The sequence below is a fragment of the Desulfotignum phosphitoxidans DSM 13687 genome (assembly GCF_000350545.1).
GTDB lineage: Bacteria > Desulfobacterota > Desulfobacteria > Desulfobacterales > Desulfobacteraceae > Desulfotignum > Desulfotignum phosphitoxidans.
Map to the genome: position 1 here is coordinate 23537 of NZ_APJX01000015.1, position 26450 is coordinate 49986.

27 protein-coding genes, 1 pseudogene and 1 riboswitch are annotated in these 26450 nt (G+C 52.9%); of the genes and pseudogenes, 15 read left to right on the forward strand and 13 right to left on the reverse strand.

Features of this window, described 5'->3' with window-relative positions; all coding sequences use genetic code 11:
- Nucleotides 1–68 precede the first annotated feature (68 nt).
- Nucleotides 69–308 (forward strand): annotated as a pseudogene (locus tag DPO_RS24855) (AAA family ATPase); the annotation flags it as partial.
- Nucleotides 309–359: 51 nt separating this feature from the next.
- Here the strand turns inward: DPO_RS24855 and DPO_RS25735 are convergent.
- Genes DPO_RS25735 through DPO_RS21715 form a run of 6 tightly spaced genes read right to left on the reverse strand, consistent with a single transcriptional unit; the run spans nt 360 to nt 4017 of the window.
- Nucleotides 360–788: a CbiQ family ECF transporter T component gene (locus DPO_RS25735; RefSeq protein ID WP_006968525.1), complete on the reverse strand. Its 429-nt coding sequence runs from the start codon at nt 786–788 to the stop codon at nt 360–362.
- Entirely contained in the window at nt 781–1410 is a 630-nt protein-coding gene (cbiM, locus tag DPO_RS21695; protein WP_006968526.1) for a cobalt transporter CbiM, read from the reverse strand. The genes DPO_RS25735 and cbiM overlap by 8 nt, the downstream gene beginning before the upstream one ends.
- A 3-nt stretch (nt 1411–1413) precedes the next feature.
- Nucleotides 1414–1707 carry a hypothetical protein gene (locus DPO_RS21700; protein WP_006968527.1) on the reverse strand — a complete coding sequence of 98 codons (294 nt, stop codon included), beginning with the start codon at nt 1705–1707 and terminating at the stop codon, nt 1414–1416.
- A complete protein-coding gene (locus DPO_RS21705) occupies nt 1704–2036 on the reverse strand; it encodes a hypothetical protein (RefSeq protein ID WP_006968528.1) in 333 nt (110 codons plus the stop codon). The genes DPO_RS21700 and DPO_RS21705 overlap by 4 nt, the downstream gene beginning before the upstream one ends.
- A gap of 12 nt (nt 2037–2048) precedes the next feature.
- Complete coding sequence (locus DPO_RS21710) at nt 2049–2858, reverse strand: DUF4198 domain-containing protein (protein WP_006968529.1); 810 nt, start codon at nt 2856–2858, stop codon at nt 2049–2051.
- A 31-nt stretch (nt 2859–2889) separates the two neighbouring features.
- Complete coding sequence (locus tag DPO_RS21715) at nt 2890–4017, reverse strand: LbtU family siderophore porin (protein WP_006968530.1); 1128 nt, start codon at nt 4015–4017, stop codon at nt 2890–2892.
- Nucleotides 4018–4528: 511 nt separating this feature from the next.
- Here DPO_RS21715 and DPO_RS26855 point away from each other — a divergent pair.
- A complete protein-coding gene (locus tag DPO_RS26855) occupies nt 4529–4933 on the forward strand; it encodes a hypothetical protein (RefSeq protein ID WP_006968531.1) in 405 nt (134 codons plus the stop codon).
- A 260-nt stretch (nt 4934–5193) separates the two neighbouring features.
- On the opposite strand, the gene thiC is transcribed toward DPO_RS26855, so the two are convergent.
- The 5 genes from thiC to DPO_RS21745 form a co-directional block, all read right to left on the reverse strand.
- A complete protein-coding gene (gene thiC / locus DPO_RS21725; protein ID WP_006968532.1) occupies nt 5194–6513 on the reverse strand; it encodes a phosphomethylpyrimidine synthase ThiC in 1320 nt (439 codons plus the stop codon).
- 118 nt (nt 6514–6631) lie between these two features.
- On the reverse strand, nt 6632–7462 hold the full coding sequence (queF, locus tag DPO_RS21730; RefSeq protein ID WP_006968533.1) for an NADPH-dependent 7-cyano-7-deazaguanine reductase QueF: 831 nt from the start codon (nt 7460–7462) through the stop codon (nt 6632–6634).
- 33 nt (nt 7463–7495) lie between these two features.
- Entirely contained in the window at nt 7496–8155 is a 660-nt protein-coding gene (gene queC / locus DPO_RS21735; protein ID WP_006968534.1) for a 7-cyano-7-deazaguanine synthase QueC, read from the reverse strand.
- A gap of 1 nt (nt 8156) precedes the next feature.
- Nucleotides 8157–8819, reverse strand: a complete 663-nt coding sequence (locus DPO_RS21740) for a 7-carboxy-7-deazaguanine synthase QueE (RefSeq protein ID WP_152427784.1) — start codon at nt 8817–8819, stop codon at nt 8157–8159.
- Entirely contained in the window at nt 8812–9216 is a 405-nt protein-coding gene (locus tag DPO_RS21745) for a 6-carboxytetrahydropterin synthase (RefSeq protein ID WP_006968536.1), read from the reverse strand. Before DPO_RS21745 ends, DPO_RS21740 begins: the two co-directional genes overlap by 8 nt.
- 273 nt (nt 9217–9489) lie before the next feature.
- Nucleotides 9490–9678, forward strand: a riboswitch (cobalamin riboswitch).
- Between the two features lie 130 nt (nt 9679–9808).
- On the opposite strand from DPO_RS21745, the gene DPO_RS21750 reads away from it, so the two are divergent.
- The 8 genes from DPO_RS21750 to DPO_RS21785 are packed head-to-tail and all read left to right on the forward strand — an operon-like array spanning nt 9809 to nt 18410.
- Nucleotides 9809–11800, forward strand: a complete 1992-nt coding sequence (locus tag DPO_RS21750; protein WP_006968537.1) for a TonB-dependent receptor plug domain-containing protein — start codon at nt 9809–9811, stop codon at nt 11798–11800.
- Nucleotides 11797–13818, forward strand: a complete 2022-nt coding sequence (locus DPO_RS21755) for an adenosylcobinamide amidohydrolase (RefSeq protein WP_006968538.1) — start codon at nt 11797–11799, stop codon at nt 13816–13818. The genes DPO_RS21750 and DPO_RS21755 overlap by 4 nt, the downstream gene beginning before the upstream one ends.
- Entirely contained in the window at nt 13815–14702 is an 888-nt protein-coding gene (locus tag DPO_RS21760; protein ID WP_006968539.1) for an ABC transporter substrate-binding protein, read from the forward strand. Before DPO_RS21755 ends, DPO_RS21760 begins: the two co-directional genes overlap by 4 nt.
- Nucleotides 14695–15705: a FecCD family ABC transporter permease gene (locus DPO_RS21765; protein ID WP_006968540.1), complete on the forward strand. Its 1011-nt coding sequence runs from the start codon at nt 14695–14697 to the stop codon at nt 15703–15705. Before DPO_RS21760 ends, DPO_RS21765 begins: the two co-directional genes overlap by 8 nt.
- On the forward strand, nt 15702–16514 hold the full coding sequence (locus DPO_RS21770; RefSeq protein WP_006968541.1) for an ABC transporter ATP-binding protein: 813 nt from the start codon (nt 15702–15704) through the stop codon (nt 16512–16514). Before DPO_RS21765 ends, DPO_RS21770 begins: the two co-directional genes overlap by 4 nt.
- Nucleotides 16511–17149, forward strand: coding sequence for a MotA/TolQ/ExbB proton channel family protein (locus tag DPO_RS21775; protein ID WP_006968542.1), 639 nt, complete (start codon nt 16511–16513; stop codon nt 17147–17149). Before DPO_RS21770 ends, DPO_RS21775 begins: the two co-directional genes overlap by 4 nt.
- Nucleotides 17139–17543, forward strand: coding sequence for an ExbD/TolR family protein (locus DPO_RS21780; RefSeq protein ID WP_006968543.1), 405 nt, complete (start codon nt 17139–17141; stop codon nt 17541–17543). Before DPO_RS21775 ends, DPO_RS21780 begins: the two co-directional genes overlap by 11 nt.
- On the forward strand, nt 17544–18410 hold the full coding sequence (locus DPO_RS21785; protein ID WP_006968544.1) for an energy transducer TonB: 867 nt from the start codon (nt 17544–17546) through the stop codon (nt 18408–18410).
- Between the two features lie 26 nt (nt 18411–18436).
- Here DPO_RS21785 and DPO_RS21790 read toward each other — a convergent pair whose 3' ends face one another.
- Together DPO_RS21790 and asnS are read right to left on the reverse strand one after the other, a co-directional pair.
- Complete coding sequence (locus DPO_RS21790; RefSeq protein ID WP_006968545.1) at nt 18437–20038, reverse strand: imidazole glycerol phosphate synthase HisHF; 1602 nt, start codon at nt 20036–20038, stop codon at nt 18437–18439.
- Between the two features lie 16 nt (nt 20039–20054).
- The gene (gene asnS, locus DPO_RS21795) at nt 20055–21434 is read right to left on the reverse strand and encodes an asparagine--tRNA ligase (RefSeq protein ID WP_006968546.1); all 1380 of its coding nucleotides are present in this window, start codon (nt 21432–21434) and stop codon (nt 20055–20057) included.
- Nucleotides 21435–21521: 87 nt separating this feature from the next.
- On the opposite strand from asnS, the gene DPO_RS21800 reads away from it, so the two are divergent.
- From DPO_RS21800 to yidD, 5 genes are all read left to right on the forward strand, one after another.
- Complete coding sequence (locus DPO_RS21800; RefSeq protein WP_006968547.1) at nt 21522–24032, forward strand: TIGR03960 family B12-binding radical SAM protein; 2511 nt, start codon at nt 21522–21524, stop codon at nt 24030–24032.
- A 3-nt stretch (nt 24033–24035) separates the two neighbouring features.
- Nucleotides 24036–25595, forward strand: a complete 1560-nt coding sequence (locus DPO_RS21805; RefSeq protein ID WP_006968548.1) for an Rne/Rng family ribonuclease — start codon at nt 24036–24038, stop codon at nt 25593–25595.
- A 108-nt stretch (nt 25596–25703) separates the two neighbouring features.
- Nucleotides 25704–25838, forward strand: coding sequence for a 50S ribosomal protein L34 (gene rpmH / locus DPO_RS21810; protein WP_006968549.1), 135 nt, complete (start codon nt 25704–25706; stop codon nt 25836–25838).
- A 12-nt stretch (nt 25839–25850) separates the two neighbouring features.
- On the forward strand, nt 25851–26201 hold the full coding sequence (gene rnpA / locus DPO_RS21815; protein WP_006968550.1) for a ribonuclease P protein component: 351 nt from the start codon (nt 25851–25853) through the stop codon (nt 26199–26201).
- Entirely contained in the window at nt 26202–26414 is a 213-nt protein-coding gene (gene yidD / locus DPO_RS24870; RefSeq protein ID WP_006968551.1) for a membrane protein insertion efficiency factor YidD, read from the forward strand. It abuts the gene before it with no gap.
- Nucleotides 26415–26450: the final 36 nt, after the last annotated feature.

The window sequence follows — 26450 nt, forward strand, 5'->3', positions numbered from 1 at the left end:
CATTGATTTTGTTACAAAAATACTATTAAAAGTCCCTGACTTTATATCAAACAAAAAATGAGGACACAATGTTCAATAGGGATGTTTTAAACGAATTATCAAGCTGGAGAGAAAAAAAGGACCGGAAGCCATTGATTCTGAGAGGAGCAAGACAAGTCGGAAAAACAACAGCCATCAACCTTTTTTCAGGACAATTCGAACAGTATCTATATCTGAATCTTGAAATTAAAACCGAGCGGGATATTTTTGAGCAGGACCATTCCATTGAAGACTTGCTTCAGGCAATTTTCTTTCATAAAAATCAGGTGAGAGGTAATGGCAGTGTTTTAATATTCATAGATGAAATTCAAAACAGTCCGTCAGCTGTTTCCAAACACCCGTTCGGTGCGTTCAAAACTGCGGACAAAGATCATGCCCAGAAAATTGCCCAGGGCCCGCACCCGCAGCACCACCTTGTGAAACGATACCTTTGCCGCCAGGAGCACTGCCAGGGAAATCAGCACCGCAGTGGCGGCAGCAGTCAGATGGTGCAGCGAGGCAACGGCAAAGCTGTAGGCCAGTAGGGTCACGATCTTGCAGCGCACATCCCAGCGGTGGATCAAAGAGGTGCCCAGTCCCCGGCCGTCATCCAGCGGCGGAATGGACCAGTCCGGCACATTGCCGGGGACCACCTGTTTTTTGAACCGGCTGCGCAGCCATGGCACCGCAACCGCAGTCACCGCTGCCGGGATCAATACCAGCAGCGGCAGATACCACAGCGGCATCTGGATATGATGGACCTCAGTCATGCACCGGCCCGGCCGCATCCTGGAAAGAGGACTGCAGCAGCCCAGGCTTGACCCGGGCCAGGAACCCGATGGTAAAACCGCTGACCACGCCCTCGATCACGATCACCGGCACATGCGCGGCCAGGGCCAGTTTGGCAACCCCGAAAAAATCCTCTCCCCCGGCGGCCAGAAGCCCTGCCAGAAAAACAGCAGCCAGAAAGGTTCCCAGAGCCCCGGCCAAACCGCCTGCCACGGCTTGGCGCATCCGGGTCCGGCCCCTGACCTGCTGAAAAAACCAGCCGCAGATCACCGCCGGCACCCCCATCATCGCTGCGTTGGCCCCTAACGCGGTGATGCCGCCGAATTGAAACAATACACTTTGCAGCAGCAGCCCCAGGCCGATGGACACAAACGCGGCCGGGCCCAGCAGGGCACCGGCCAGGCCTGGCAGCAGCAGGTGGACGCTGGTGGGGCCAAAGGGAACGTGCACCAGGGAGGCCACAAAAAAGGCGGATGTGACCACGGCCACTTTGGGCAGGTCCCGGCTGTGAATGCGGCGGGCACTCCAGGCCGCAAGCCCTGCGCTGGCTGCATAGCCGCCGATCGTCACGGCAAGAGGGAGAACACCGTCGGAAATATGCATCAGTTACTCCTTTCGCCGGGATGCAGCAAATGCGGCCACCCCGAACAATCCGGCAATGTATCCGATACCGGCGAAGATATCTTTCGTACCCGGTTTGTCCAGATCTGCCCGCAATGCAGCTATCTCCCGGTGAATCCGTCTGAGATCACGGGAGAGTGTGCTGTTCTGTTCTTTCAAAAGAGCGATGACCTCCCCGGTACTGTCATTCTGGGCATCCTGGGCCCAAAGCAGACCCGGGAAACATGCCAGATACAGGCACAGCACTCCCATTGCAAGCCCCTTTTGCATGCGTGTCATTTCCCGGCCTCCACTTCGGCTTTTTTGAGTCTGAAACAGTTTTTGTGTCCCATGGTCGCCTCGATCACTATGTTCAAATCATCAGCCTTTGGAATTTCAAAATTAAAAAACCCCTCTGTATCGGTCACCCCTTCCAGAAGCAGCTTGTCTTTGCTGTCATAAACCAGTACCTTTCCCCCTTCCACCGCTCTGCCGTCAGGGAAATAACTTTCCGTAAAAATGGTGCCGCCTTCGGCATAAGCGAACAGGTTCACCTTGTGTGCCAGGGCCGGACCCGTTGCTGACAATACCACAAACAAGACAGCAAGCAAACAATTCACATATTTCATCTTATCCTCCGCCTATTTCATATCCCGTGTCCGGACCCAATAAACAGCGCCGATCTCCACGCCTTTTTCCTGTCCCTCATGGGTGAGTGTCCAATCGGCTTGGTTCAGTGCTGAAAAACCCCACCAGCCGGCTTTGGGCATGGCATAGCTGAACACACCGTTTACATCGGCCTTGACCACCTGGGTGACATAGGGATCTGCCGGAGGATGCACGATATTGATATTTCCCGGGGTTTCATTCAGATATTCGATCTCCACTTCGGCAAAGGGCACTGGTTTGCCTTTGAGCAGCACCTGGCCGGTGAACAGATTGCCGGTCCAGAGCCCGTAAGGACGCGTAAAGGGGATGATCTCGGTCTCCAGTCCCGCATGCTGATCCCATCCCTGTTCCAGGCCGAACGCGTTCACACACACTTTTGTGTAGTGAACGATGAAAAGATCCTCAGCCGGCTCCCAGTAAGGGTCGGGTTCAACATAAAAGGTGTAGTCACCCGGCCTGCGGATCTGATAGTCCGTGGTCCAAAAGGTAAACGATTGATCCTGGTCCGGGCTTTTTCCTTTTGCGGCCGCAAGTGTGCCGAGCAAATCGGTCTTTTTGCCATCGTGGAGTACACCGAACTGTTTGGGTTTGACCATCTCCATATAATGCATTTCCATGGGATGGATAAATTTGACCTGAACACCCAGGGTTTTGTCATCATCCTGGGTAACTATATCATCTGACGGGATAATGGCACCGAAATGGGCCAGTGCCGGATTCACTGCCAGAATCATGAATGCCGCCAAAATCATAAAAAAAGCTGCTATAGTTTTTGTACGCATGGTATGTATCTCCTCTTAAATATGAAAATCGTTAAAATTCAACGGCCAGCTGAACAGTGTACGTATCTGTTTCTTGGCCGTTATCTTCAAATTCCGCCCGCAGGTATTCCAGTGCGAGATTGGTGCTGTCAAAAATTTTCCAGTTTATTACGGCCCCATACTGGTTTTCGGGCAAAAATTCATCACCGCCGTCATCAGACCCCCCGTATCCCACAGCCAGTTCCAGGTCCTCCAGAACAGCGGCGCCCAATTCCAGGTTCCAGGCAGATGGTTTCCTCTGCCTGGTATCAGCGGCATCATAAATCTCCCCGGCATTAAAATGGTCCATGGCCGCCACATATTCGCCGATGATTTTAAACCGGTCCAGAAATGACACCGTAACAAACACACTCCAGCCGCCCACCATATCATCGATGGCAGGATTGACAGCAAATTCGGAAAAACTGTCTGATGACAGCAGATTGGAGGTATAGGAAACCCCCATCATGAGCGGTTCAAACGGCTGTGCAGCTATGGATGCAACAAAGCTGTCAACCATGTCATCATCATTGTCTTCATCGATATCACCATTGAAAAGTCCGGCAGAAAATTGCAGCACCCCATCTGCTGCGGTGTATCCGGCCACCACGGCCCCTTCATTGGTTTCCCCCAGCACCAGGGTGGCAGGATCAGTGACAAAATGGCTGTCAAAATATCCAAAAGGAAGGTACTGCCTTCCTGCTGCAAGCCAGGCAGGCATCCTGTCAGTTCCGGACAAGGTGATGAACCCTTCATCCACAAACAGATCATCTTCCTCATATTTGAACATCACGTGCCCGTCCACATGATCGGCGATCCTGGCATCCACCACCAGCTCCACCGTTGCCAGGTCTACATCACTGGAGTCTTCATCAGAAACAGCCGGATCAGAATAATCCACTGACTGATGCATGGCTTCAATTTCTATCAATCCGGATATGTTCACGCGCTCAAACCAGTTATCCCCTAAAACCCTGCGGGCAACCGCCTCTTCCCGATGGCTTATCCGGTCTTCAATGCTTTTGACTCCCCCGGCTTTGACAGCCGCCTCCTGGTTTTCAGATGATGCATCCCTGGCCGTTACCGGGGCTGCATAGATGCAGATAAAGGCCAGACACATGACAAACATCATTTTTTTCATCTCACTGGGTCTCCTTTTTGCTGAAAAATCTGGTAAAAAAATTGTCATACCAATGAACACTTTTCCTGCCCATGGCCCAGATTGTCTTTAAAAAAACCCAGACAAAAAAAAGCCATGAGGGTGTCTTCTTTTTTACAAAAGAATGGACCTTCATGGCCTTTTTAATGTTTTTTTATGTTGTTTGTTCTGCCGCCGGGCGGCAGATCATTTTAATATACCAGCGGCTTCAGCCACAGTTGTTGTTCATGGTATGTACCAGGCATTTTAGAAAAATACAAGTCCTTATCCAGATAATTATAAATTCGGGACGATGCTGCCCATTCCACTGTCATATTTCCCGAAGCTGCCTGAACAAGCCTTTCATAATGATATATCATTCGGGTTCACATCCCGGACAGCCTGTGCTATGGTTCCGGACAGGCCCAATGATTTGGCAAACAGATGTGTGTACCATATGATGCCGGCCAAACAGATCATAGGGTCTGACCATTATGATGCAAGGATGCCATCCATGCCTGAACTGAATATGGAAACCGTTCTCTCCCCGGCTTTCTGTGCCATCTGGGACAACTCCCTCATGGGGGTGCTGATCATTGACCGGAAGGGACTGGTGCGGTATATCAACCGCCTGCTGATACGCACCGTCGACCTCCAGGATGAAACCGTTCTGGGCCGAGACCGGGTGCGGCAAGGAACTGTTCGCCCAGGCCATTCACCAGGCATCTCCCAGGGCATCTCGGCCGTTCATTCCTGTCAACTGTGCGGCCATCCCAGGCCATGGACCAGGGGAAAATCCGGGCGGACCTGTTTTATCGGCTGGCCGTGGTGGTGCTGGAAATCCCCCCTTTACGGCAGCGCCAATCTGATATCCCGCTGCTGTGCGACCATTTTTTTCATTTTTTTGCTCCTCCTATAAAATATTGATAAATTGGGATTGAAAAAAGTTTCAGCCTTTTTCAACACGCTATTTCCCTTCAGGCAGCTGGGCAGGCCGGTTTTCCGGGTGCATAAGTTTTCCCTTAGAAAAAAGGGTCTGTCCGGGGAGAAACAAAAATCCCCGGACCATCAACATGATCCGGGGATGCCCTGATTTATCCACAGATTGAAAAAAACCCTTGTTTCAGCAGCAGCCGTCTCCACAGGGGGGCATTTTCCTTTCCCTTGGGTCTGTCCCTGTCAACCCGAAAAACCGGCAGATTGAGACTCCCTGTCTTTTCCAAGATCTCTCACCCGTTTCACCGCACAAAAATCACCGCACATGGTGCAGACATCCTGATCAGAAGGCTGAGATGATTGCCGGAAAGCCCTGGCCTTCTCAGGGTCGATGGCGCATTCAAACTGGCTCTCCCAGTCGAGTGATTGACGTGCCCGGCTCATCCGGTGATCCGGGTCCATTGCCCCGGTCAAACCCTTTGCCAGGTCTCCGGCATGGGCCGCAATCCTCGATGCCATAATCCCCTCTTTGACATCTTCGGCCGTGGGCAGCCTGAGATGTTCGGCCGGGGTGACATAGCATAGAAAATCCGCCCCGTGCATGGCTGCCAGGGCCCCGCCGATGGCAGAGGTGATATGGTCATATCCCGGGGCGATGTCGGTGACCAGCGGGCCGAGCACATAAAACGGTGCATTGTGACATAATTTTTTTTGCAGCCTGACATTCATTTCCACCTCATGCAGCGGTACATGGCCCGGCCCTTCAATGATCACCTGCACATTCTTCTGCCAGGCCTGCCGGGTCAATTCCCCCAGGGTGATCAACTCCTCGATCTGGGGCGCATCTGACGCATCTTTTATGGCACCGGGCCTGAGTCCGTCCCCAAGACTGATACAGACATCACGGGCTTCACAGATATCGAGCAGCCGGTCAAAATGTTCATAAAAGGGATTTTCATTGCCTGTCTTTGCCATCCATTCAAAAAGGATGGCGCCTCCGCGGCTGACAATGCCGCACAGTCTCGGGTTGACCTGTATGCTGTGAGCGCATTTCCGGTTGAGACCGGCATGGATGGTGATGAAATCGATTCCGTTGTCCGCATGGATTTCCACGGTTTCAAACCAGTCATCCAGGGTAATCTCTTCAGTGGGCTTGCCGGTTCGGGTCAATGTGTCGTAAACAGGAACGGTTCCGATCATTACCGGCACCTCTGCCACGAGCCGCTTCCTGAATGCTTCGGTATCGCCTGAAACACTTAAATCCATGACCGCATCCGCCTTGTATTGCAGGGCCAATTTTGCCTTGTTCATCTCGGCATCAAATGAGCATACATCCCTTGAAACCCCGAGATTGACATTGATTTTGGTTCTCAGGCCCTGCCCGACCCCGGCAGCCATCAGGTTCAGGTGGTTTTTGTTTGCCGGAATGGCGATGTGTCCCCTGGCGACCCGTTCCATCAGGTCCTGTCTGGATATGGTTTCTTCGGCAAGCACCTGTTCCATCTGCGGGGTAAAAATCCCTTTTCTGGCGGCATCAATCTGGGTTGTGTATGTCCTGTGCATCTAATCTCTCCTTTAATTTCTCTTATTCTCTCTGGTTTTCTTTTATTTTGCATTGTCTCATTGGGTTGGCTGATGAGCCCGGTTGAACTGGAAACCCTGTTTCAGTCTTATCCACAACCTATTGCCGTGCCAGCCGGATATTGGGGAAATTCTGTTCACCGGTGGCACGGCCGGGATTGATATCCAGGCCGCCCCGCCGGGTAAATCCTGCATATACGGACAGATGATCCGGTCTGCACCGGTGCAGGATATCCATAAACATAATTTCCACGCAATTTTCATGAAACCCTGAATGCCGGCGCAGGGAGATCAGGTACTGCAAAAGACCAGCATGGTCCATTGCAGGGCCTTTGTACCGGATCATCACCGTGGCCCAGTCAGGCTGCCCCGTGACCGGACACCGGGTTCTCAACAGATTGGAAAAAAGCGTTTCTTCAGCTGTCCCTGGCAAGGTTTTCAGATAATCGGGCCGATACTCACAGGTGTTGACCTCATTTTCCAGATCCAAATCGTCAATGCAGGTTCCGGGAGGATCACAAATGGTCATCATGGCAAACGATCCGGGCATCACCAGGTCCACGGTCACATCGGCCAGGGCATTTTGGCTCAGATCCGTTGTGATCACTGCCCGAACCTTTTCAACCGACTTGAACCGGGTGAAGTTGAATGAATTAAGATACAGTTTCAGGGATTTTGACTCGATCATGTTGCCGCTGTCACATGGAAACGTGATCCGGGCGGCGGCCACACAGGGTTTGCCGAATGCATCGAGCCAGGAAAGTTCATAGGCATTCCAGATGTCCACCCCTGAAAAGGGAAGGGCCCCTTGGATACCCAGGGCCTTTCTCGCCTCTGCCCGGGGTATGGCAAAAAGCAGAAAAGGATCATAGGTGTCTTTGTACCGGGCCTGCCTTCCCAGGGGGATGCCTTGATCTGCCGGCCTGTTCATGAAAGCCGCCATGGGGTTACAATGTGTATGAAATCATGCCAGGTAGGTTGTCGCATCGAGACCCTCCTCATGCCGCAGGGCATATTTTCTTTCGTTGCAGGCACCGCAGGTTCCGCAGTGAAGTGCCAGGCCTTTGTAGCAGGTCCATGTCTTCGTGAAATCCAGGTCCAGTTTTCTTCCAAGGTCGCCGATATCCCTTTTGTCCATGCCAGAAAAGGGAAAGCAGACCATGACCTTTTTGTCTGTGCCGATGTATACCGCATCCCTGAAGGCGCTGTTGAACCCGGGACGGCAGTCCGGGTAAATATGATGGTCCCCGGAATGGGACCCCAGAAGCACTTGGGACGCGTTTATCGATTCAGCGTATCCGGCGGCGATGGCAAGCATGATCCCGTTTCTGAAGGGAACCACCGTGCTTTTCATGGTGGCTGCCGTGTATGCACCGTCCGGAACGGTCTCCCCTCCGGCCAGCAGGCTGGATGAAAACAGGGCATTGATAAAGGGCAGCAGGATCACCTGATGCGGTATGTTGAAATGCGCACACAGATCCCGGGCCATGGGAAGTTCCCGGGCATTGTGTTTTGAACCATAGTCAAAGCTCACCGCTTCAACGGTTTTCCCCTGGTTCAGGGTTTGGGCCAGCAGCACGGCCGAGTCCATGCCGCCGGACAGGACCAGGACAGCGTCCACCATGTTACACTCCTTTTTGATTGTTGAAAATCAAGGTGTGAAGGCGCAAGGAAAAGTTGAAACGGTTGTCGACACAAAACCGCCATACACCGGCAAGGCGGTCCATCTGTTCGTTCCTCAAGGCACCCATGGGCATGATCCACACCGATGTTTCAGGCAGGCAATGTGTTTTCACAAAAGCGGCCACATGGGCGGGATCATCCCTGACCACAAATTTGAAACAGTCGGCCCGGGTATTGTTTTCAATACGATACTGCCAGGTGCCGGACAGATATTTGGGTGAGCAGACCTTGAAGCCTTTTGCCTCGGATGGGATCAGTACCTTTCCACTGGTTTCATATTGAACGGTGATGCCCTTTTCAATCAGATACGCCTCCAGAAGGTTCAACCCGGACTCCCACTGCAGGAACGGTTCTCCGCCGGTGATCACGCACAACCGGTTGCCATGGGCCAGAATCTTTTCTGCCGCCGCTGAAACGGAAATCCATGTGCCAGGCCCCCATGCATGCCGGGTGTCGCACCAGGGGCACAGGGGCGGCACACACCTGCTGAGCCTCAGAAAAGAGGCCGGCCGGCCCGTGAAAGGCCCTTCTCCCTGGATCGATGAAAACATCTCACTGATCTCAAGCATTTTGTGCAAGAGAGGATCCGGCCCCGGGTCAGACATCCGGGGTCACCGTTGCCCAGGCATCCGGGGTTTCACAGATCTGCACCCGGGTCAGGACGGCACCAAGGGCTTCAAAACAGGGGAAAAGCACCTTGAATATATGCAGGCACATATTCTCCACCGTGGTGGGCTGATCCCGGTATTCATCCCATTCATTGAGAAACGCATGGTCATACCGGGCGATGATTTTTTCATCGACAATCTGCTTGAGATCCGTAAAATCAAGGATCATGCCGTTTGGGTGAACCCTGCCGGAAACAGTGACCCTCAGGCGATAGGTATGGCCGTGAAGCTTGCTGCATTGACCGAATATGTCACGGTTTTCCCGGTCTGTCAGGCCGTTGAGAAACAGCCGGTGGGCTGCGTCAAATCTGAACTCTCTGGTAATTGTAAGCATAAAGCCTCCTTTATCATGTTGCAGGACATCCCCAACATATGTTTGTCAGTGAGGGAGAATTTATAGGGCGGGATTCCACTCGTCCGCCGGAAAACAGGGATCAGATTATACATATTTTCAAACAGGAATCAACCCCGGCCTGATTTTTTAGCTGAATCTTTTTTTAGCGCTGCACCGGTTTTGAAGCAGGCCGGTATCCTGCAAATCGATCCGCAAGCAAATTTGCCGATCCCCCAAAAAAATACTTGACAAAAAAGCGGTCAGTCAATAGGTAATCAGAGCATACGCCAAGGTGCTCATTTTTGAGCTTGAAAGGGAACCCTGTGAAAGTCAGGGACGGGCCCGCCGCTGTAAACGGGGACCACCGCCGCAACCATGTCACTGTATCATAATTGGTATGGGAAGACGCGGCCAGTAGGATGATCCGTGAGCCAGAAGACCTGCCTGGGGTGATTTTGGATTTTTTCCGTGGACCAGAAAAAATCTGTTCAAGATCTTGTGTTAAAAAGGGAAACCCTGGATCGATTTACTCGGTCCGGGGTTTTTTGGTTTCTCCGGACCGGCAATTGGTTAATGCGCACAGGAGAATCAAATGAAAAAAAAAGGGATGTACCTGGGGATCATCGCTGTTTTCTGGATGACGGCAATCACCGGCGTTTCCGCCCGCCAGGCAGAAGATGAAGCGGTCACCACCATGGATCAGGTCGTGGTTTCAGTGACCCAGACAGAAACCACTTCAGCAAAGATCGGCGGCAACAGCGTCACAGTGATCACGGCCAAAGAGATCGAAGAAAAAAACGCCCACACCGTGCTGGAGCTTCTCAAAACTGTGCCCGGTGTGTTTATCACCTCCAACGGCGGCATGGGCACCAACGCGTCTGTGTTCATCCGGGGAGCGGACTCCAAAAATACCCTGGTGATGCTGGACGGCATTGTTCTCAATGATCCGTCCAGTGCCAACCGGTCTGCTGATCTTTCCGATATCAACCTGGATCAGGTGGAACGCATCGAAGTGGTCAGAGGTGCCATGAGTGTGATGTACGGCAGCAACGCCACGGCCGGTGTGATCAATATCATCACCAGAAAAGGCAGCAGAGACCCTGAAGTCACCGCTTCCGTGGAAGGCGGCTCCTACGGCACCTGGAAAACCGGCGGCCATGCCTCGGGTGCCACAGACAAGCTCTCATATGCCGTATCCGGCTCCTATCTGTCCCGGGACGGATTTTCCATTGCAGACAAGGACAACCCGCGCATCCCCCAGGACGGCAACACCGATGAAAAAGACGGGTATGAAAATCTCACGCTTTCCGGAAACTTCGGCATTGAATTCAATGAAAATTTTTCCGTCGCATCCACCCTGCGGTATGTGGATTCCAAGGTGGATTTAGATGATTATGAGGGAGGATATTCCGGAGACAACATTCGTTCCACATGGGTGCCGGATCCGGTCTCCGGTGCCTGGGTCAACACCCTGGTTTCCAACCCGGACGGTCCCACGCACAAACGGTCTGAATCCGAACAGATAATAGGCCGAATCGGCATCAACAACCGGTTTGCCGACGGCCGGTTTGAATCTGTTCTATCCTGGAAATTCAATCGAAATGACCGCCAGGCATATGACAATGACAATCTGCCCTGGTATGACTACAAGGGTGACACAGATGACTTCTCCTGGCAGGGCAACATCGATTTTGACACCCATGTGTTGTCTTTGGGTGCCGGATACTTCAATGAAGCCATGGAAAGTCAAAGCAGCGGGATGCCGGATACCGATACCCAGACCCTCAGTTACTGGCTCCAGGATCAGCTTTTTATTGGAGAAAACCTGGTTCTGATTGCCGGGGCCCGGATGGATGATCACCAGTCGTTCGGCAGGAAAACCACCTTCAGAATTGCGCCTGCCTATGAAATCTTCTCAACCGGTACCCGTCTCAAAGCCAGCTTTGGCACCGGTTTCAGATCCCCGTCCCTGTATGAACTTTTTTCCGACTATGGAAACCCGAATCTTGAGCCGGAAAAAAGCCGGGGCTGGGATTTGGGGGTGGAGCAGGGTTTTCTGGATGATCAGCTGACTTTGGGCGTGAACTACTGGGAAATGGATTTTGAAAACCGCATCGATTATGACATGCTCATATCAAAATACAATCAGCTTGAAGGGGACACCAAAACCCGGGGGGTGGAAGTGTCGGCTGCCTGGACACCGGTCAGGGATCTGTTTTTTAACCTCAACTATACCTATACCCATACCCGGGACCCCGAAGGCAACCCCTTGGTCAGACGTCCTGAAAACCAGGTGGGACTGACCGCGTCCTACCGGTTTCTGGAAAAATGGCAGGTGGGCATGGATGCCCGGTGGGTGGGCGAACGGGCTGCCTCTCCTTATGCTAAGGACAAGGACGGCCTTTTGGTGAACACCCTGGATGACTATACCGTGGTGAACCTGTCCGGATCCTGTGACATCACGGACCGGTTCCAGATCTTTGCCCGGGTGGACAACCTGTTTGACGAATATTACGAAGATGCCTTCAGTTATGCCACCCCGGGCCTTTCCGGATATATCGGTCTGAAATGGCGGTTGTTATGAAATCTTGTCATGTCTTCATCACCGCGCTGCTGGGAATCCTGATCAGCGCATGGATATTCGGATCTGCCCCCGGGTTGTGCAATGAATTGCGGTTTACCGACGGCACCGGCAATGAGAGTCCGCTCACAAAAAAACCGGAACGCATTGTGAGTCTGGTGCCGTCAATCACGGAAATGCTGTTTGCACTGGGCGCACAGGATTCGGTCACAGGCATTACCTATCATACCACCCGGCCCTGGTATGCGGCCCGAAAAACCCTGGTGGGCGGGTTCTCTTTTCCATCTCCGGCCGCCATTGAAGCTCTGGAACCGGACCTGGTTTTTTATGACCCGTTTCAATTACAGGGATTATCCTCTTTTTTGCCCCGGGATATTCCTCTGGTGCATGCCGGAACACAGACCCTCCAGGACAGTCTGGACACGTTGCTGCTGCTGGGAAACCTGGTGGAAAAGCAGGAAAACGCCCGGCACCTTGTGGCTGAAATCAACGCCGATCTGGACTGGGTAACCGCCAAAATGAAAAAAGCGGACCTTTCCCCCAAACGGGTGATCCGGCTCATGGGAAGAGAACAGATCATGACCCCGGGCAGCGATTCATTCCAGAATCATATGATATCTCTGGCCGGGGGCATTCCTCCGGACTTTGGCACCGGTGCGGTGGTGCCGGTATCAAAGGATCAGTGGACGTCTTTCAATCCCCAGGTGATTTATGGATGCGGCAGCGACCGGGAAGCAGCGGACCGGTTTTTTTCCCTTCCCGGATGGAAAGATGTGGATGCGGTGAAAAACAACCAAATCTATTATTTCCCCTGTGATTTGACCTGCCGGGCATCCATCCGTTCCGGACAGTTTGTCAAACGGCTTTTTGCCACCATCCACGGCAGTTCCCTGGCAGATGAGCGCACCCTGCTTCAAAAAAATCAGGTGACGCAAAGCAATCCCATACAAACAGATGTTTCCTGTGTCCAGGCGGCGGCGGTCAAGCAGAGCCGGATCCTTGATTTTATCAACAAGTCTCTGGTGATCCAGCTGGACCGGCCCATGTCGGTTCTTTCCACGCTGGAGGGATTCAAGCACGGGGTTACCGCCATCGGAAATCATTATATCCCTCCGGAAACCTGGCTTCTGGTCCATGACCAGGGGCTGGATGTTTTGAAAACCCAGGTGTTTGATGTGCTGGGTCTGGCACCGGACACCACGGCTTTTCTGTTCACCGGCGCAGACATGGATCATTTGAGTGCGGCACAGGAACGGTTCAAAGATATCGCGGTCACGGTGTTTGCCACGGCCGGGGTGGACGGCAATGCCATGCGGACCTCCCGGGATTCCGGGGAGTTCTATGAACCCGGCACCATCAATGTGATCATCATGACCAGTCACCGCCTGACCCCCCGGGCCATGACCCGGGCCATGATCACGGCCACGGAAGGAAAAACCGCAGCCCTGCTGGACTTAGATATCCGCTCCAGCTATGAACAGGGACGGTACCGGGCCACGGGCACGGGCACGGACAACATCCTGGTGGTGGAAGGCCAAGGCCCGGCTGTCCTGGACAATGCCGGCGGGCACACCCGGCTGGGGGAACTGATCGGCAAGGCGGTTCATCGGGCGGTGACAGAGGCTGTCAAAAAACAGAACGGCATCACGTCCGACCTCAATATTTTCCGGCGCCTGGAAAAAAGGGGGATTTCCCTGCATGAACTTTTGTCCGAAGACCTTCCCTGTCAGTGTCATATTTCGGAAAATATGCTGATCCAGAAAGTGGAGACCCTTCTGCTGGATCCGTTTTACCGGGGATTCATGGCCACGGCCATGGCTGTCAGCGATGAGTATGACAAAGGCCTGATAAAAGATCTGGGGGCATTTGAGCAAACCTGCCGGGAAACAGCTGAAATGATCGCGGCAAAACCCCTGGAGACCTGGCAGGTTTTTGTCACCCGTCCAAAAGTGCCCCGGGTGATTGCCATGGCCCTGGATGCTCTGTTCAACGGGGCGGTCGGGCAGGGAGGTCCGTTATGAAAAAAACCGGTCTGGCACTGGTACTGATCTGTCTGTTGGCCGGCCCCTGGGTTTTGACAGGCCATGCTGCAAAACAGACACCGTTGACCCGGGTGGTGTCTTCAGGCCCTTTGATCACGGACATGATCTATCAGCTGGGTGCGGATTCGCACCTGGTGGGCGTGACCAGCTACTGCACCATTCCTGAAGGCAAAGAAAACAAGCCGGTCATCGGCACGGTGATCCAGATCAATGTGGAAGAAATTGTCCGGCTTCAGCCGGATGCCGTGTTTGCCAGCACCCTGACCCGGGTCAAACAGATACAGGCGCTCAGGAATCAAGGACTTCGGGTGATTCAGTTTGACAATCCCCCGGATTTTGATACGCTTTGTGACATGCTTCTGGAGTTAGGCACCTTACTGGGCAGAAAACAGGCAGCCATGGATATTGTTGAAACCGCTGCCGCCAAAGTGGACCTTGTCCGGCACACGGCCAACACCCTGAAAAAAAGAAAGGTGTTTATCCAGATCGGGATCAAACCATTGAAAACAGCGGAACAGGGCACCTTTATCAACAATTATATCGAGCTGGCCGGCGGCACCAACATTGCCGGCCATACCGGATCCGGCATCTTCAGCCGGGAGCATGTGCTGAAAGAAAACCCGGATGTGATTTTCGTGGCCACCATGGGTACGGCCACCAAAGCAGGGATTGCCCAGAAAGATGCCTGGATGCAATTTACCGCGTTGAACGCCGTCAAAAACAATGAGGTGCACGTACTGGCCGACGACAGTGTGTTCAGCCCCACACCACAGACCTTTGCCAAAACCTTGATGCTGTTTTTCTCTCACATCCATCCCAAAGCCGCACAAGGCCTGATATCCATGGAAATATTTCATGAATGACACCGGGGCAAAACGCTGGATTTTGATCATCGGCAGCCTGTCCGTGCTGCTGACGGCATGTGCCTTAACGGCATTGCGCTTAGGGTCCACCCCGCTGTCTTCGGCCCAGATTCTTGATGCCCTGTTCCATGAGCAAGACAGTGTGACCGCAAGCATTATCCTGGGCATCCGGCTGCCCCGTGTGATTCTGGCCATTGCCGTGGGCGGGGCGTTGAGTGTCGCAGGCACCCTGCTCCAGGGTCTGTTCAGAAATCCTTTGGTGGAACCCTACACCCTGGGGATCTCCGGCGGGGCCTCTCTGGGCGTGTGTATCGCCATCCTCCTGGGCCTTCCGGCCCTGCTGGGGGTGACTGCCTATCCTTTGGCCGGATTTGCCGGGGCCGGCATCGTCATTGTCCTGGTCTATGGCTTAGGGCTGCGCACGGGCCGGCTCCAGCCCAACACCATGCTGCTCATCGGCGTGATGATCAGCTTTGTGTCCTCGTCTCTGGTGATGCTGCTCATGGCCGTGTCGGAACAGGATGATTTAAGCAATATTGTTTTCTGGATCATGGGGTCCCTGGATGAACCCAGCCCCGTCCTGATCCGGCTGGTGCTGGCCGGTTCCATTACAGGGCTTGTCATTGCCCTGTATCACAGCCTGGCCCTCAACGCCATGGTTTTAGGCGATGATGAAGCGGCCCTGCTGGGAATCCACACGGCCCGGACCCGGAAAATCCTGTTTGTCACGGCCTCTCTGCTGACCGGGTTAAGCGTATCCGCCGGCGGCATCATCATGTTTGTAGGGCTCATCGTCCCGCATTTCATGCGCATGGTGGCCGGATCAGACCACCGCATTCTCATCATCAGTTCTTTTCTGGGCGGGGCCAGTTTTCTCACATTCTGCGATATTGTGGCCCGGATGGTGATCGCCCCGCTGGAACTGCCCGTGGGGGTGATCACCGGTATTATCGGCGGCGTGGTATTCATCTATGTCTTAGGCAAAAAAAAGGTGGCATTATGACCCCCCCTTTTCTGGACATTGCCGGGTTATCCTGCGGATACGGCAGCCAGGTGGTGCTCAAGGACATCTCGTTTTTTGTTCAAAAAGGGGATATTGTGACCATTATCGGTCCCAACGGGTGCGGGAAAACCACGCTGTTAAAGACATTGCCCGGTCTGATTCCCGCTTTGGGCGGCCGGGTGAACATGCAGGGGCAGGACATGAACAAAATGCCCAGAGACTTGCGGGCCAGAACCATTGCCATGGTCATGCAGACCCTGGAAAGCATCCACATGACCGTGGAAGAATATGTGCTTTTAGGCCGGCTGCCTCATTTTTCCTCCTGGCAGTTTCTTGAAAAAGAGGCGGACCGCGATCTTGCCCGGTCTTTTATGGCATTCACCCACATCGACCACTTAAGGGAATCCCCGTTGAACTGTATCAGCAGCGGTGAACGCCAGCTGGCCGGCATTGCCAAAGCCCTGGTACAGGAACCCGCTCTTTTGCTCATGGATGAACCCACCTCTCACCTGGACATCTCCCACCAGGCCCAGATCCTGAACCGGGTCAAAACCATGAAAGACCGGCACGGCCTGACCGTTGTCATGGTGCAGCATGATCTGAATCTGGCCTCGGAATATTCCGATCAGGTGCTGCTGCTGGACAAAAACACAAAAACGGTTTTCAAATACGGCACCCCGGAAACCGTGATCACCCGGGACAATATCCGGGCCGTATACCACACCGATGTGGTGGTGGCGCCCAATCCCCATTCCGGGCGGCCCGGTATTTTCATTAAAACCGATTCACAGGAAAGCATATCCCCATGATTCTTTTATTCACCCATGGCGGATTTTTGATGTATCCGCTGCTTTTATGCTCTGTCATCGCTTTGACCTTAATCATTGAACGCACCATTTTCTGGGTAACTTCCGGCATTGACCGGGACAGGCCCCTTATGGACCGGGTGCTGGAACTGTCTGCTGAAGAAAACTGGGAGGAAATCCGAAAGGCCACCCAGGGATCAAAAAACAGCGTGGTCCGGGTTTTGATCAGCGGGATTCTTCACCGGGACTATTCCCCGGTTAAAGCCATGGAATCAGCCGCTGCAGATGAAATCTATAAAATGCGCCGTTTCATGGGCGCCTTGGACACCATCATCACCATTGCCCCGTTGCTGGGTATACTGGGAACCGTGGTGGGCATCATTGAATCCTTTGACATGCTCGGAGCTTCGGGGATCGAAGATCCCATGGCCGTGACCGGCGGGATTGCCAAGGCCCTGATCACCACGGCATCCGGCCTGACCATTGCCATTGTCACCGTGTTTCCCTATAATTTTTTCAATGCCCGCATTGAACGGGCTGCCCAGATCATTGAAAAATATGCCACCAGTTTTGAGATCATGCATGAACGGCAAATGACCCAATTTGACCCCTGCCGGGAAGACACCCATGAAAATTAACCTGCCCGCACCCGGCAAACCCAGAATCGAAATGCTGCCTTTGATTGACATCGTGTTTCTTTTACTGGTGGTGTTTATCTATTCCATGCTGTCCATGTCCGTTCACCGGGGCCTGTCCGTCACATTGCCGGAATCATCTGTGGCGGACATAGAAAAACAAACCCCGGTTTCCGTGACAGTCAAAGGAGAAAACGAGCTTTATGTGGATGATGTGCAGGTTTCTCTGGCAGATCTGTCCCACATGCTGGCATCTGAATCAACCGGCAAAACCACCCCGGGAGTGCTTTTGTTTGCCGAAGAATCTGTGTCATACCAGACCCTGTTCACAGTGTTAGACCAGATCACCCTGGCCGGGATTCATGATATATCCCTTCAGGCAAAACTGAAAAAATAGATGCGGCGGATCTTGATTTCAGCACTGGCGGCCGTGGTGATTCATGGGGCCGTGCTTGTTTTTTTCCCGTTTTTCTCCGGGCCTGATGCCCCGGTTTCTCAAAAAGACACCGGCATTGCCATCCAGATCACCCATGTTTTACCGGCCCCTGAAAAAAAATCAGCCCCAGCGCCAAAACCTGAAACACCCCCCGCACCCGATCCTGAAAAAAAACAGGTGCCCGAACCTGAAAAAGTCCCCTTACCTGTGCCTGACATGGAAAAAAAACCGCCGCTGCCGACCCCCCCCAAAGCGCCGGCGCCAACTGAAATCACGCCCCGAAAAGACCTTTTGCCCAAAAAAGACGATTTAACACTGGCCCCCCCGAAACCAAAAGCCCCGGCACCAGAGCCGGATGTGACTCCACCTGAGCTGGACGTGACGTCACCCGCGCCGCCGGACCCGGAACCCGATATGTCACCCGTGGAAAACACCGGTCACACTGCACAGAAAATGCCGAATCCGGATCTTTCCGATGTCATGGATGCCACACAATCTTTTCAGGAGAACCCCGCATCGGTTTCCAGAGAATCCACTGCACCGGAAGTCCGGAAACAAGCCGTGCCGCTTTACAAAAAAAACCCCCGGCCCCGGTACCCCGGCATCGCCCGGCGCCGGGGGCATACGGGCACGGTCATGCTCATGGTGTTTGTCAACAAGATTGGTGAAGCGGAAAAACTACGTATTTTTGAATCCAGCGGATATGACACCCTGGATCGCGCGGCTGAAAAAGCCGTGGCTGCCTGGCGGTTTGAACCGGGAACATCCAACGGGGTTCCCACGGGCATGTGGGTGAAAATTCCGATCACCTTTGAATTAAAAAAATAACCCGATACCCGTGGGTTTCAAGGTCTTTAGGACCGGCGCACGGGAATCCCATGCCCTGCCAGATGATCTTTGACTTGAGGGATGGGCACTTCTTTTCTATGAAAAATCCCGGCGGCCAGGGCCGCATCCGCCCTGGTTTCTGTGAACACTTCAGAAAAATGCGCCGGGCTGCCGGCCCCGGAGGAAGCGATCACCGGAATGGTCACGGCCTGTTTCACAGCCCGGATCAATTCCAGGTCAAACCCTGATTTTGTGCCGTCCCGGTCGATGCAGTTGAGCAGAATCTCGCCGGCCCCCAGGGCTTCACAGGCTTTTGCCAGGGTCACGGCATCCAGGTCCACAGCCGTTCGTCCCCCCTGGACCGTGCACTGGTACCAGCAGAACCGTTCCCCGTCAGGACCGGGGATGCCGGTTTCAATCACATGATGTCCGGCCGCTTCTTGCCGTGCTGCCACATACACCCGCCTGGGGTCGATGGAGATCACCACGGCCTGGGCCCCATACACCCGGGAAATCTGCTCGATGGCGCTTTTCCCGGTTTTTTTGCCGGTATCCACAAAGGCTTTGGCAATGTGCACGGCATCACTGCCGATGGAAATCTTGTCGGCCCCGGATCTGAAATACCGGTCCGCCACTTCCAGGGCGGTGTAATGCCGACCCTCGGCATCGGTATAATCCTTGATCCCGCCGCCGATGGTCAACGGCACAAACACGTTTTTCGAGGTCTGTTCCAGTACCGTGATCATGGGCAGATCCGCCAGGGGAAAATCCCGGAATCCGGTAATGTTCAAAAACGTGATCTCATCCGCCCCTTCCTCATAATACCGCCTTGCCAGATCCACGGGCTTGCCTAAATTCCGGACATTTCCCTTGTCCGCAGCTCCGGGTTTTTCCCTGACATCATACTGATCCCCTTTGGTCACCACCAGATCCCCCTGGTCATTGGACCGCACATCTAAGCACGCAATGATCCTTTTGGCCAGACCTTTGCCCAAAATATCCACCCGGCCGGCCGGTGTGAAGTCCGTCAGTCTGATGAAATTTTCCAGGATCTGCATCCCGTGTTTTCCGCTTTTTTCCGGATGAAACTGGGTCCCGATGATATTGCCCTGCTGGATGGCACTGGCAAATTCATAATCATAGGTGGTGGTGGTCAAAACTACGGACGGGTCATGGGGCACCAGGTGAAAGGAATGCACAAAATAGAACCGGGCATCCGGACCGATCCTGTCCAACAGTGGGGAATCCTGTTTAAGATGGATCCCGTTCCACCCCATGTGGGGCACGGACAGTCTGGTTTTAAACCGTTCCACCCGGCCTGAGAAAAACCCGATGGATTCATTGTTGGAAAGATCTTCTTCACTGCCTTGAAACAATGCCTGCATACCTAAACAGATGCCGAAAAAAGGTCGGTTGGAGGCCAGGTATTCCCGCAGCGGTGCCATTAAGCCCTTGCGGTTGAGCACCTGAATCATGTTTTCATAATTGCCGACTCCGGGAAAAATGATCTTTTCCGCGGATAAAATATCTTCAGGGGACGTCACCGTGGTCAGGGTACCCCCCAGTTTTTCCACGGCATTTCTCACGCTGCGCACATTGCCGGCCCCGTAATCCAGTAAGGTTATCATTGTTTGTTCTGCCTATCTAAAAGTCAATGCTGCCCGGGGTTCTGGGGAAAGGTACCACATCCCGGATATTTTTAATGCCTGTGATCATCATCAGAAACCGCTCGAACCCTAAGCCGAACCCGGCGTGGGGCACGGATCCATACCGTCTGGAATCCAGGTACCACCAATAGGGTTCCTTGTCCATCCCCATCTCTTCCATGCGGGATTCCAGGACATCCAGGCGTTCTTCTCTCTGGCTGCCGCCGATGAGCTCCCCGATGCCCGGGACCAGCAGATCCACGGCCGCCACCGTGGTGTTGTCATCGTTGATCCGCATATAAAACGGCTTGATGGTTTTGGGATAGTCGTACAGAAATACCGGTTTTTTCACATATTCTTCCGCCAGAAACCGCTCATGCTCGGACTGAAGATCAATACCGAATTTAACGGGATATTCAAATTTTTTACTCGATTTTTCAAGAATCCTGATGGCCTCGGTGTAGGACATGCGCTCAAAGGTCTTGCTGGTAAGGATTTCCAGCTGTTTGGGCAGGCCCTTGTCCACAAATTTAAAAAACAGGCCCAGATCCTGATCGCAGGCATCCAGGGCATGGGTCACCAGATATTTCACCAGTTCCTCCCCATGATCCATGTTGCCGGACAGGTCGCAGAACGCCATTTCCGGTTCCAGCATCCAGAACTCGGCCACATGCCGGCTGGTATTGGAATTTTCCGCCCGGAACGTGGGCCCGAACGTATACACATCCCCCAGGGCCTGAGCAAACATTTCCGCAGACAACTGTCCGGACACGGTCAGATTGGATTCCTGGCCGAAAAAGTCCTTTGAAAAATCCAGTTTCCCCTGTTTTGCCACCTGTGCCGGATCCAGGCTGGTGACCCGGAACATCTCACCGGCCCCTTCACAGTCCGATCCCGTGATCACGGGCGAGGTCAGGCAATAAAACCCTTTTTCCCGGTAAAACCGGTGAATTGCCTGGACCATTTCAGACCGGATCCGAAACGCCGCCCCGTATTTGTTGGTTCTGGGCCGCAGATGGGCAATGGTGCGCAAAAATTCATCTGTGTGCCGCTTTTTCTGCAATGGATAGGTTTCCGGCGCCAGGCTGATGATCTCAACCCCGGCCGCCTGGATTTCCCATTTCTGCCCCTTGCCCGGAGACGGCACCAGCTCCCCTGTCACGGCCACGGCCGATCCCGTGGTGATCCCCTGAATATCGGTATAATTGCTCAATTGACTGTCCGCCACCACCTGAATATTTTCAAGACAGGACCCGTCATTGATTTCCATAAAGGAAAACCCCTTGGCATCCCGGCGGGTTCTCACCCATCCTTTGATCAGTACCTGCCCCGGAGAGGTGTCATATTCTGTCAACCGGTTGATTTTTATTCTTTTCATTGCCTTATCCTGGAAAAAATAATATATTAAAAAATTTGAATAATTTATCTTAAACAAAGAAAGCCGATTGGTTTTAATTCCAGTATCATGCATAAACAAAATTATCAAGACATCCTTGGCTTAGTCCAGACACCGACCCGATATGCCGGCAATGAGATCAACTCGATCAAAAAAGACCATCGTCAGGTGGATCTGACGTTTGCCCTGGTGTTTCCGGATCTGTATGAAATCGGCACCTCCCATTTCGGACTTCAGATTCTGTACTCCATTTTAAACCGGGAACCCGACATTGCCGCAGAACGGTTCTTTGCCCCGGCACCGGACATGGAAGCCCTGATGCGTCAGAAAAATATTCCCTGCCTGTCCATGGAATCCCGAACCCCGTTGACTGAATTCGATATCATCGGTGTCAGCCTGCTGTACGAGCTCAATTTCACCAACATCCTGACCCTGTTTTCTTTATCCGAAATCCCGTTTGCGGCCCAAGAAAGAGAGGACGCGTTTCCGCTGATCATCGGCGGCGGGCCCTGTGCGTTTAATCCGGAACCCCTGGCTGATTTTTTCGATGCGTTTGTGATCGGAGACGGGGAAGAGGCAGTCCTGGAAATCTCCAGGACCGTGATCCGGTTCAAAAAACAGGGAGACGGCAAAAAAACCACCCTGCTCAAAGAACTGTCTGCCGTTTCCGGGGTGTATGTGCCGCAGTTTTTCAATGCCTTTTTTGATGAAAACGGCTGCCAGGCGGTTTCCGCGGTTTATGACGATTACACTGTTGTCAAACGGGCGTTTCTGCCGGAACTGACCATGGATAATTTTCCCGCCGCGCCCATTGTTCCGTTTGGCAAACCCGTGCATGACCGGCTGCGCCTGGAGATTGCCCGGGGCTGTACCCGGGGGTGCCGGTTCTGTCAGGCCGGTATGATTTACCGCCCGGTCCGGGAGCGGTCTTTAAATGATCTGGTTGAAATCACCCACGCGTCTTTGGCCGCCACGGGATATTCCGATATCTCGCTGTTGTCTTTGAGTACAGGGGATTATTCCTCTCTGGCTGAACTCATGGCCCGGCTGATGGCCATCAGCCACAACCAGTGCAATGCCATCTCTTTGCCCTCCATCCGGGCGGAACGACTCACCCCGGAACTGATGAATCTGATCAAAACCGTGCGCAAAACCGGATTCACCATTGCCCCGGAAGCCGGTACCCAGCGGCTCAGAGATATTATCAACAAAAATCTCACCGAAGAAAACATCACCGAAACAGTAAAAAACGCATTTGAACTGGGATGGAAACATATCAAGCTGTATTTCATGATGGGCCTGCCTTTTGAAGAACCCGCCGACATCCAGGGTATCTGTGATCTGTCCCGGCACCTGGCCGCCACCTGTGCCAAGGGGAAACAGGCGATCAATGTCAATGTCACCCCTTTTATTCCCAAACCCCACACCCCGTTCCAGCGGCACCCCCAGCTCACGCTGGAAGCCACCCGGGAACGGCTGGGATATCTGAAAAAAAACATGTCCCACCCCAAAACCAATCTCAAATGGCAGGATCCTTTAATGAGCCTGGTGGAAGGGGTGTTTTCCCGGGGAGACCGGCAGTTGTCCGGCCTGCTGACGGCCGCGTTTGAAAACGGATGCCGCCTGGACGGGTGGAACGATTATTTTGATTTTGACAAATGGCAGAAAGCCTTTGATCAGACCGGGATCGATCCGGATTTTTACACCTCCCGGCCCCGGACACTGACAGAACCTTTGCCCTGGGATCACATTGATACAGGCATATCAAAACGGTTCCTGGAAAAAGAATGGAAAAACGCGGTCAACCAGGCCACCACACCGGACTGCCGGGATCACGACTGCACGGGATGCGGGGTGTGTGATTTCAAGCAGATCCGGCCGATCCTCCATCAAACCCCAGACAGCCCGTCCGTTTCCAACATAGAGACAGCAGCCCCGTCCGCTTTGCCGGACAGCGCGTTTGTCCGGTACCGGATCCGGTTTTCAAAACTGGAACAAGCCCGGTTTTTCGGGCACCTGGAACTGGCGACCATTGTTCAGCGGGCCGTAAAAAGAGCCGGGCTGACCGTTAAATATTCCAAGGGATTCAACCCGGCCATGCGACTGGCGTTTGACAATGCACTGCCCGTGGGCATGGAAAGTGAAGAAGAATTTTTTACCATTTTTCTGGACCGGACCCTGTCTGCCATGGCCATTCAAAAAAAATTGAACCAGCAGCTGCCGGCCGGTCTCACGGTCATCGACTGTCACCTTGCCGGCAAAAAACAGCCGGATCCGCCCGGTATCTGTGTCTACCAGGTACAACTGCCGGCCAAAGCCCTGGAAAAAAGCGCTGTGGACGAATTTCTGGCACAAGACACATTCATGGTTGAAGATCTCACCAAAAAAGGCAAAATCCGAAAAACCGATTTGCGGCAGGCCGTGGCAGACATCGCCTGGCAGGGATCTGATATCCTTGAAATGACCCTGCGGCCCTTTGACGGGAGACATTTGCGGCCGACCGCTGTTTTGAAACAATGCCTTGGTTTGTCAGACCCGGCCATCGGTGGCACACGGATCAAAAAACTCAGACAAGGATAATGCATGCTTAAAGAACTGGTCGTAAACTGTGCCCCCCATGAAACCCGGGTGGCGCTGCTGGAAAACGGCACCATTGTGGAAGTGTTTATTGAAAGAGAAGATGAGACCAGCATTGCCGGAAATATCTATAAAGGCCGGGTGCAGCGGGTGTTGCCCGGTATGCAGGCCGCGTTTGTGGATATCGGCTTTGAACAGGCCGCCTTTATTTATGTGGATGATGTGCTGGACACGGAAAGCCACAAAATGTTCACCAAATTCGAGCAGGACCAGGATCTGGAGACGGACACGGACACAGAGGATGAAGACGGGCTGTCCATGGACAAGCAGACCTGGAAACCCGCCCCCAGTTCCGACAATATCATCGAAGATCTGCTTTTCGAAGGCCAGGAAATCCTGGTTCAGGTGTCCAAGTCCGCCATCGGTTCCAAAGGCCCCCGGGTCACGACCCATATCTCTCTGGCCGGCCGGTATATGGTACTCATGCCCACGGTGGATCATATCGGTATTTCCAAACGCATTGAAACCGAGGCGGAAAGAACCCGGTTGCGGGAGCTTCTGCTCTCCATCCGGGAAAACAGTTTCGGCTATATCTTACGAACCCAGTCGCTGGGTGTGACCGCAGATACCATCAAAAAGGAAATGGAATTTCTCACCAAAACCTGGGAGGAAATTCAGAACAAAAACCAAATCACCTCGGCCCCTTCCCTGGTTTACAAAGACCTGACCGTTACGTTCAGGGCGGTTCGGGATCTTCTGGCCAACGAGGCGGACAAGCTGATCATTGACTCTCCTGTGGAGTATGAACGGGTCCATCAGTTTCTCAGAAAGCTGCTGCCGGATGTGAACCTGAGCGTGGTGCTTTACCAGGGCCGGGAACCGATTTTTGAAGCCTACAACATCGAAGGGGACGTGGCCCGGGCCTTAAAAAAAAAGGTGTGGCTCAAATCCGGCGGATATATTGTCATCGAGCAGACCGAAGCCCTGGTGGCCATTGATGTCAACACGGGACGGTATGTCGGCAAACACAACTTTGATGAAACCATTTTAAAAACCAATCTGGAAGCGGTCAAAGAGATTGCCTATCAGACCCGGCTGCGCAACATCGGCGGGATCATCATCATTGATTTTATTGACATGAAAAAAGAGTCCCATAAAGAAAAAGTGATGACCCTGCTCAACGAGGCCATGAAAAAAGACAAAAGCCAGACCAATATCCTGCCTTTGACCGAACTGGGACTGGTTCAGATGACCCGCAAAAGAACCCGGCGCAACCTGACCCGGACCCTGTGCGAGCCCTGTTTCTACTGCAACGGCACGGGGCATCTGCTGTCAAAAAAATCGATCTGCCACAAAATTTACCGGGATCTGGTGTCCGAAGCCGGGGATATCATGGGCAACCGGTTCACGGTCAAGGTCCATCCGGACATTGCCCAGCTGCTCCACGGCCGGGAAAAACATTTGATCGCTGCCCTGGAAACCCAGTTCTCCAAACCCATTGCCATTTATCCGGAACCCCACTATCACCTGGAGGAATATCATATTTTTGAATCTCTGGTGAAATAATGATTCCATAGTTGACTTTTAGACCTAAAAAAAATATTATATTGTGTTTATGATGATTAGTTGAAAAACCCCAGGTGATAATCAAATTCAGTTAAGGATGTAAATTTTATGAAACGTACATTTCAGCCAAGTAACCGGAAAAGAACCAGAAAGCATGGATTTCTCAAAAGAATGTCCACCCCGGGCGGCAAACGGGTGATCCGGGCCAGACGGGCCAAAGGCAGAAAAAGACTGGCATTGTAAAAACGTGACGGATTGAAGGATTTTTCGTTACCCAAAGAGTTTCGGCTCAGAAAACGGGCCGAATATGTGACGCTTTCGAAACAAGGGAAACCGATATACTCGGATTATTTTTTAGCCATTGTCTGTGACCGGTCGAATCAGCACAACCGAATCGGCATTACCGTATCAAAAAAAGTGGGGAATGCAGTAGCGCGCAACAGGATCAAACGACTTATCAGAGAATATTTCAGACACAGGAAACATTCGATCCCGGGAACCAGGGACATAAATATCATTGCAAGAAAGGGTCTGACTTCGCTATCCAACAGGCAGATAATTGAGAACCTTGATAAACTTTTTACAAAAATAGCACTGGCAAAATAAATGATCAAACAGCTATTGTTAATATTGATTAAATTTTATCAATTTTTTATATCACCGCTGACAGGACCAAACTGCCGATTTTATCCGACCTGTTCGGCCTATGCGGTTGAGGCGGTTCAGAAATACGGCTCCCGCAAGGGCGGCTGGCTGGCGGTAAAACGGATATTGCGTTGTCATCCATTTCATGCAGGGGGATTTGATCCGGTTCCATAATTGATCCATGCGCCCGACTGCTTCCTCTTCCTTGTA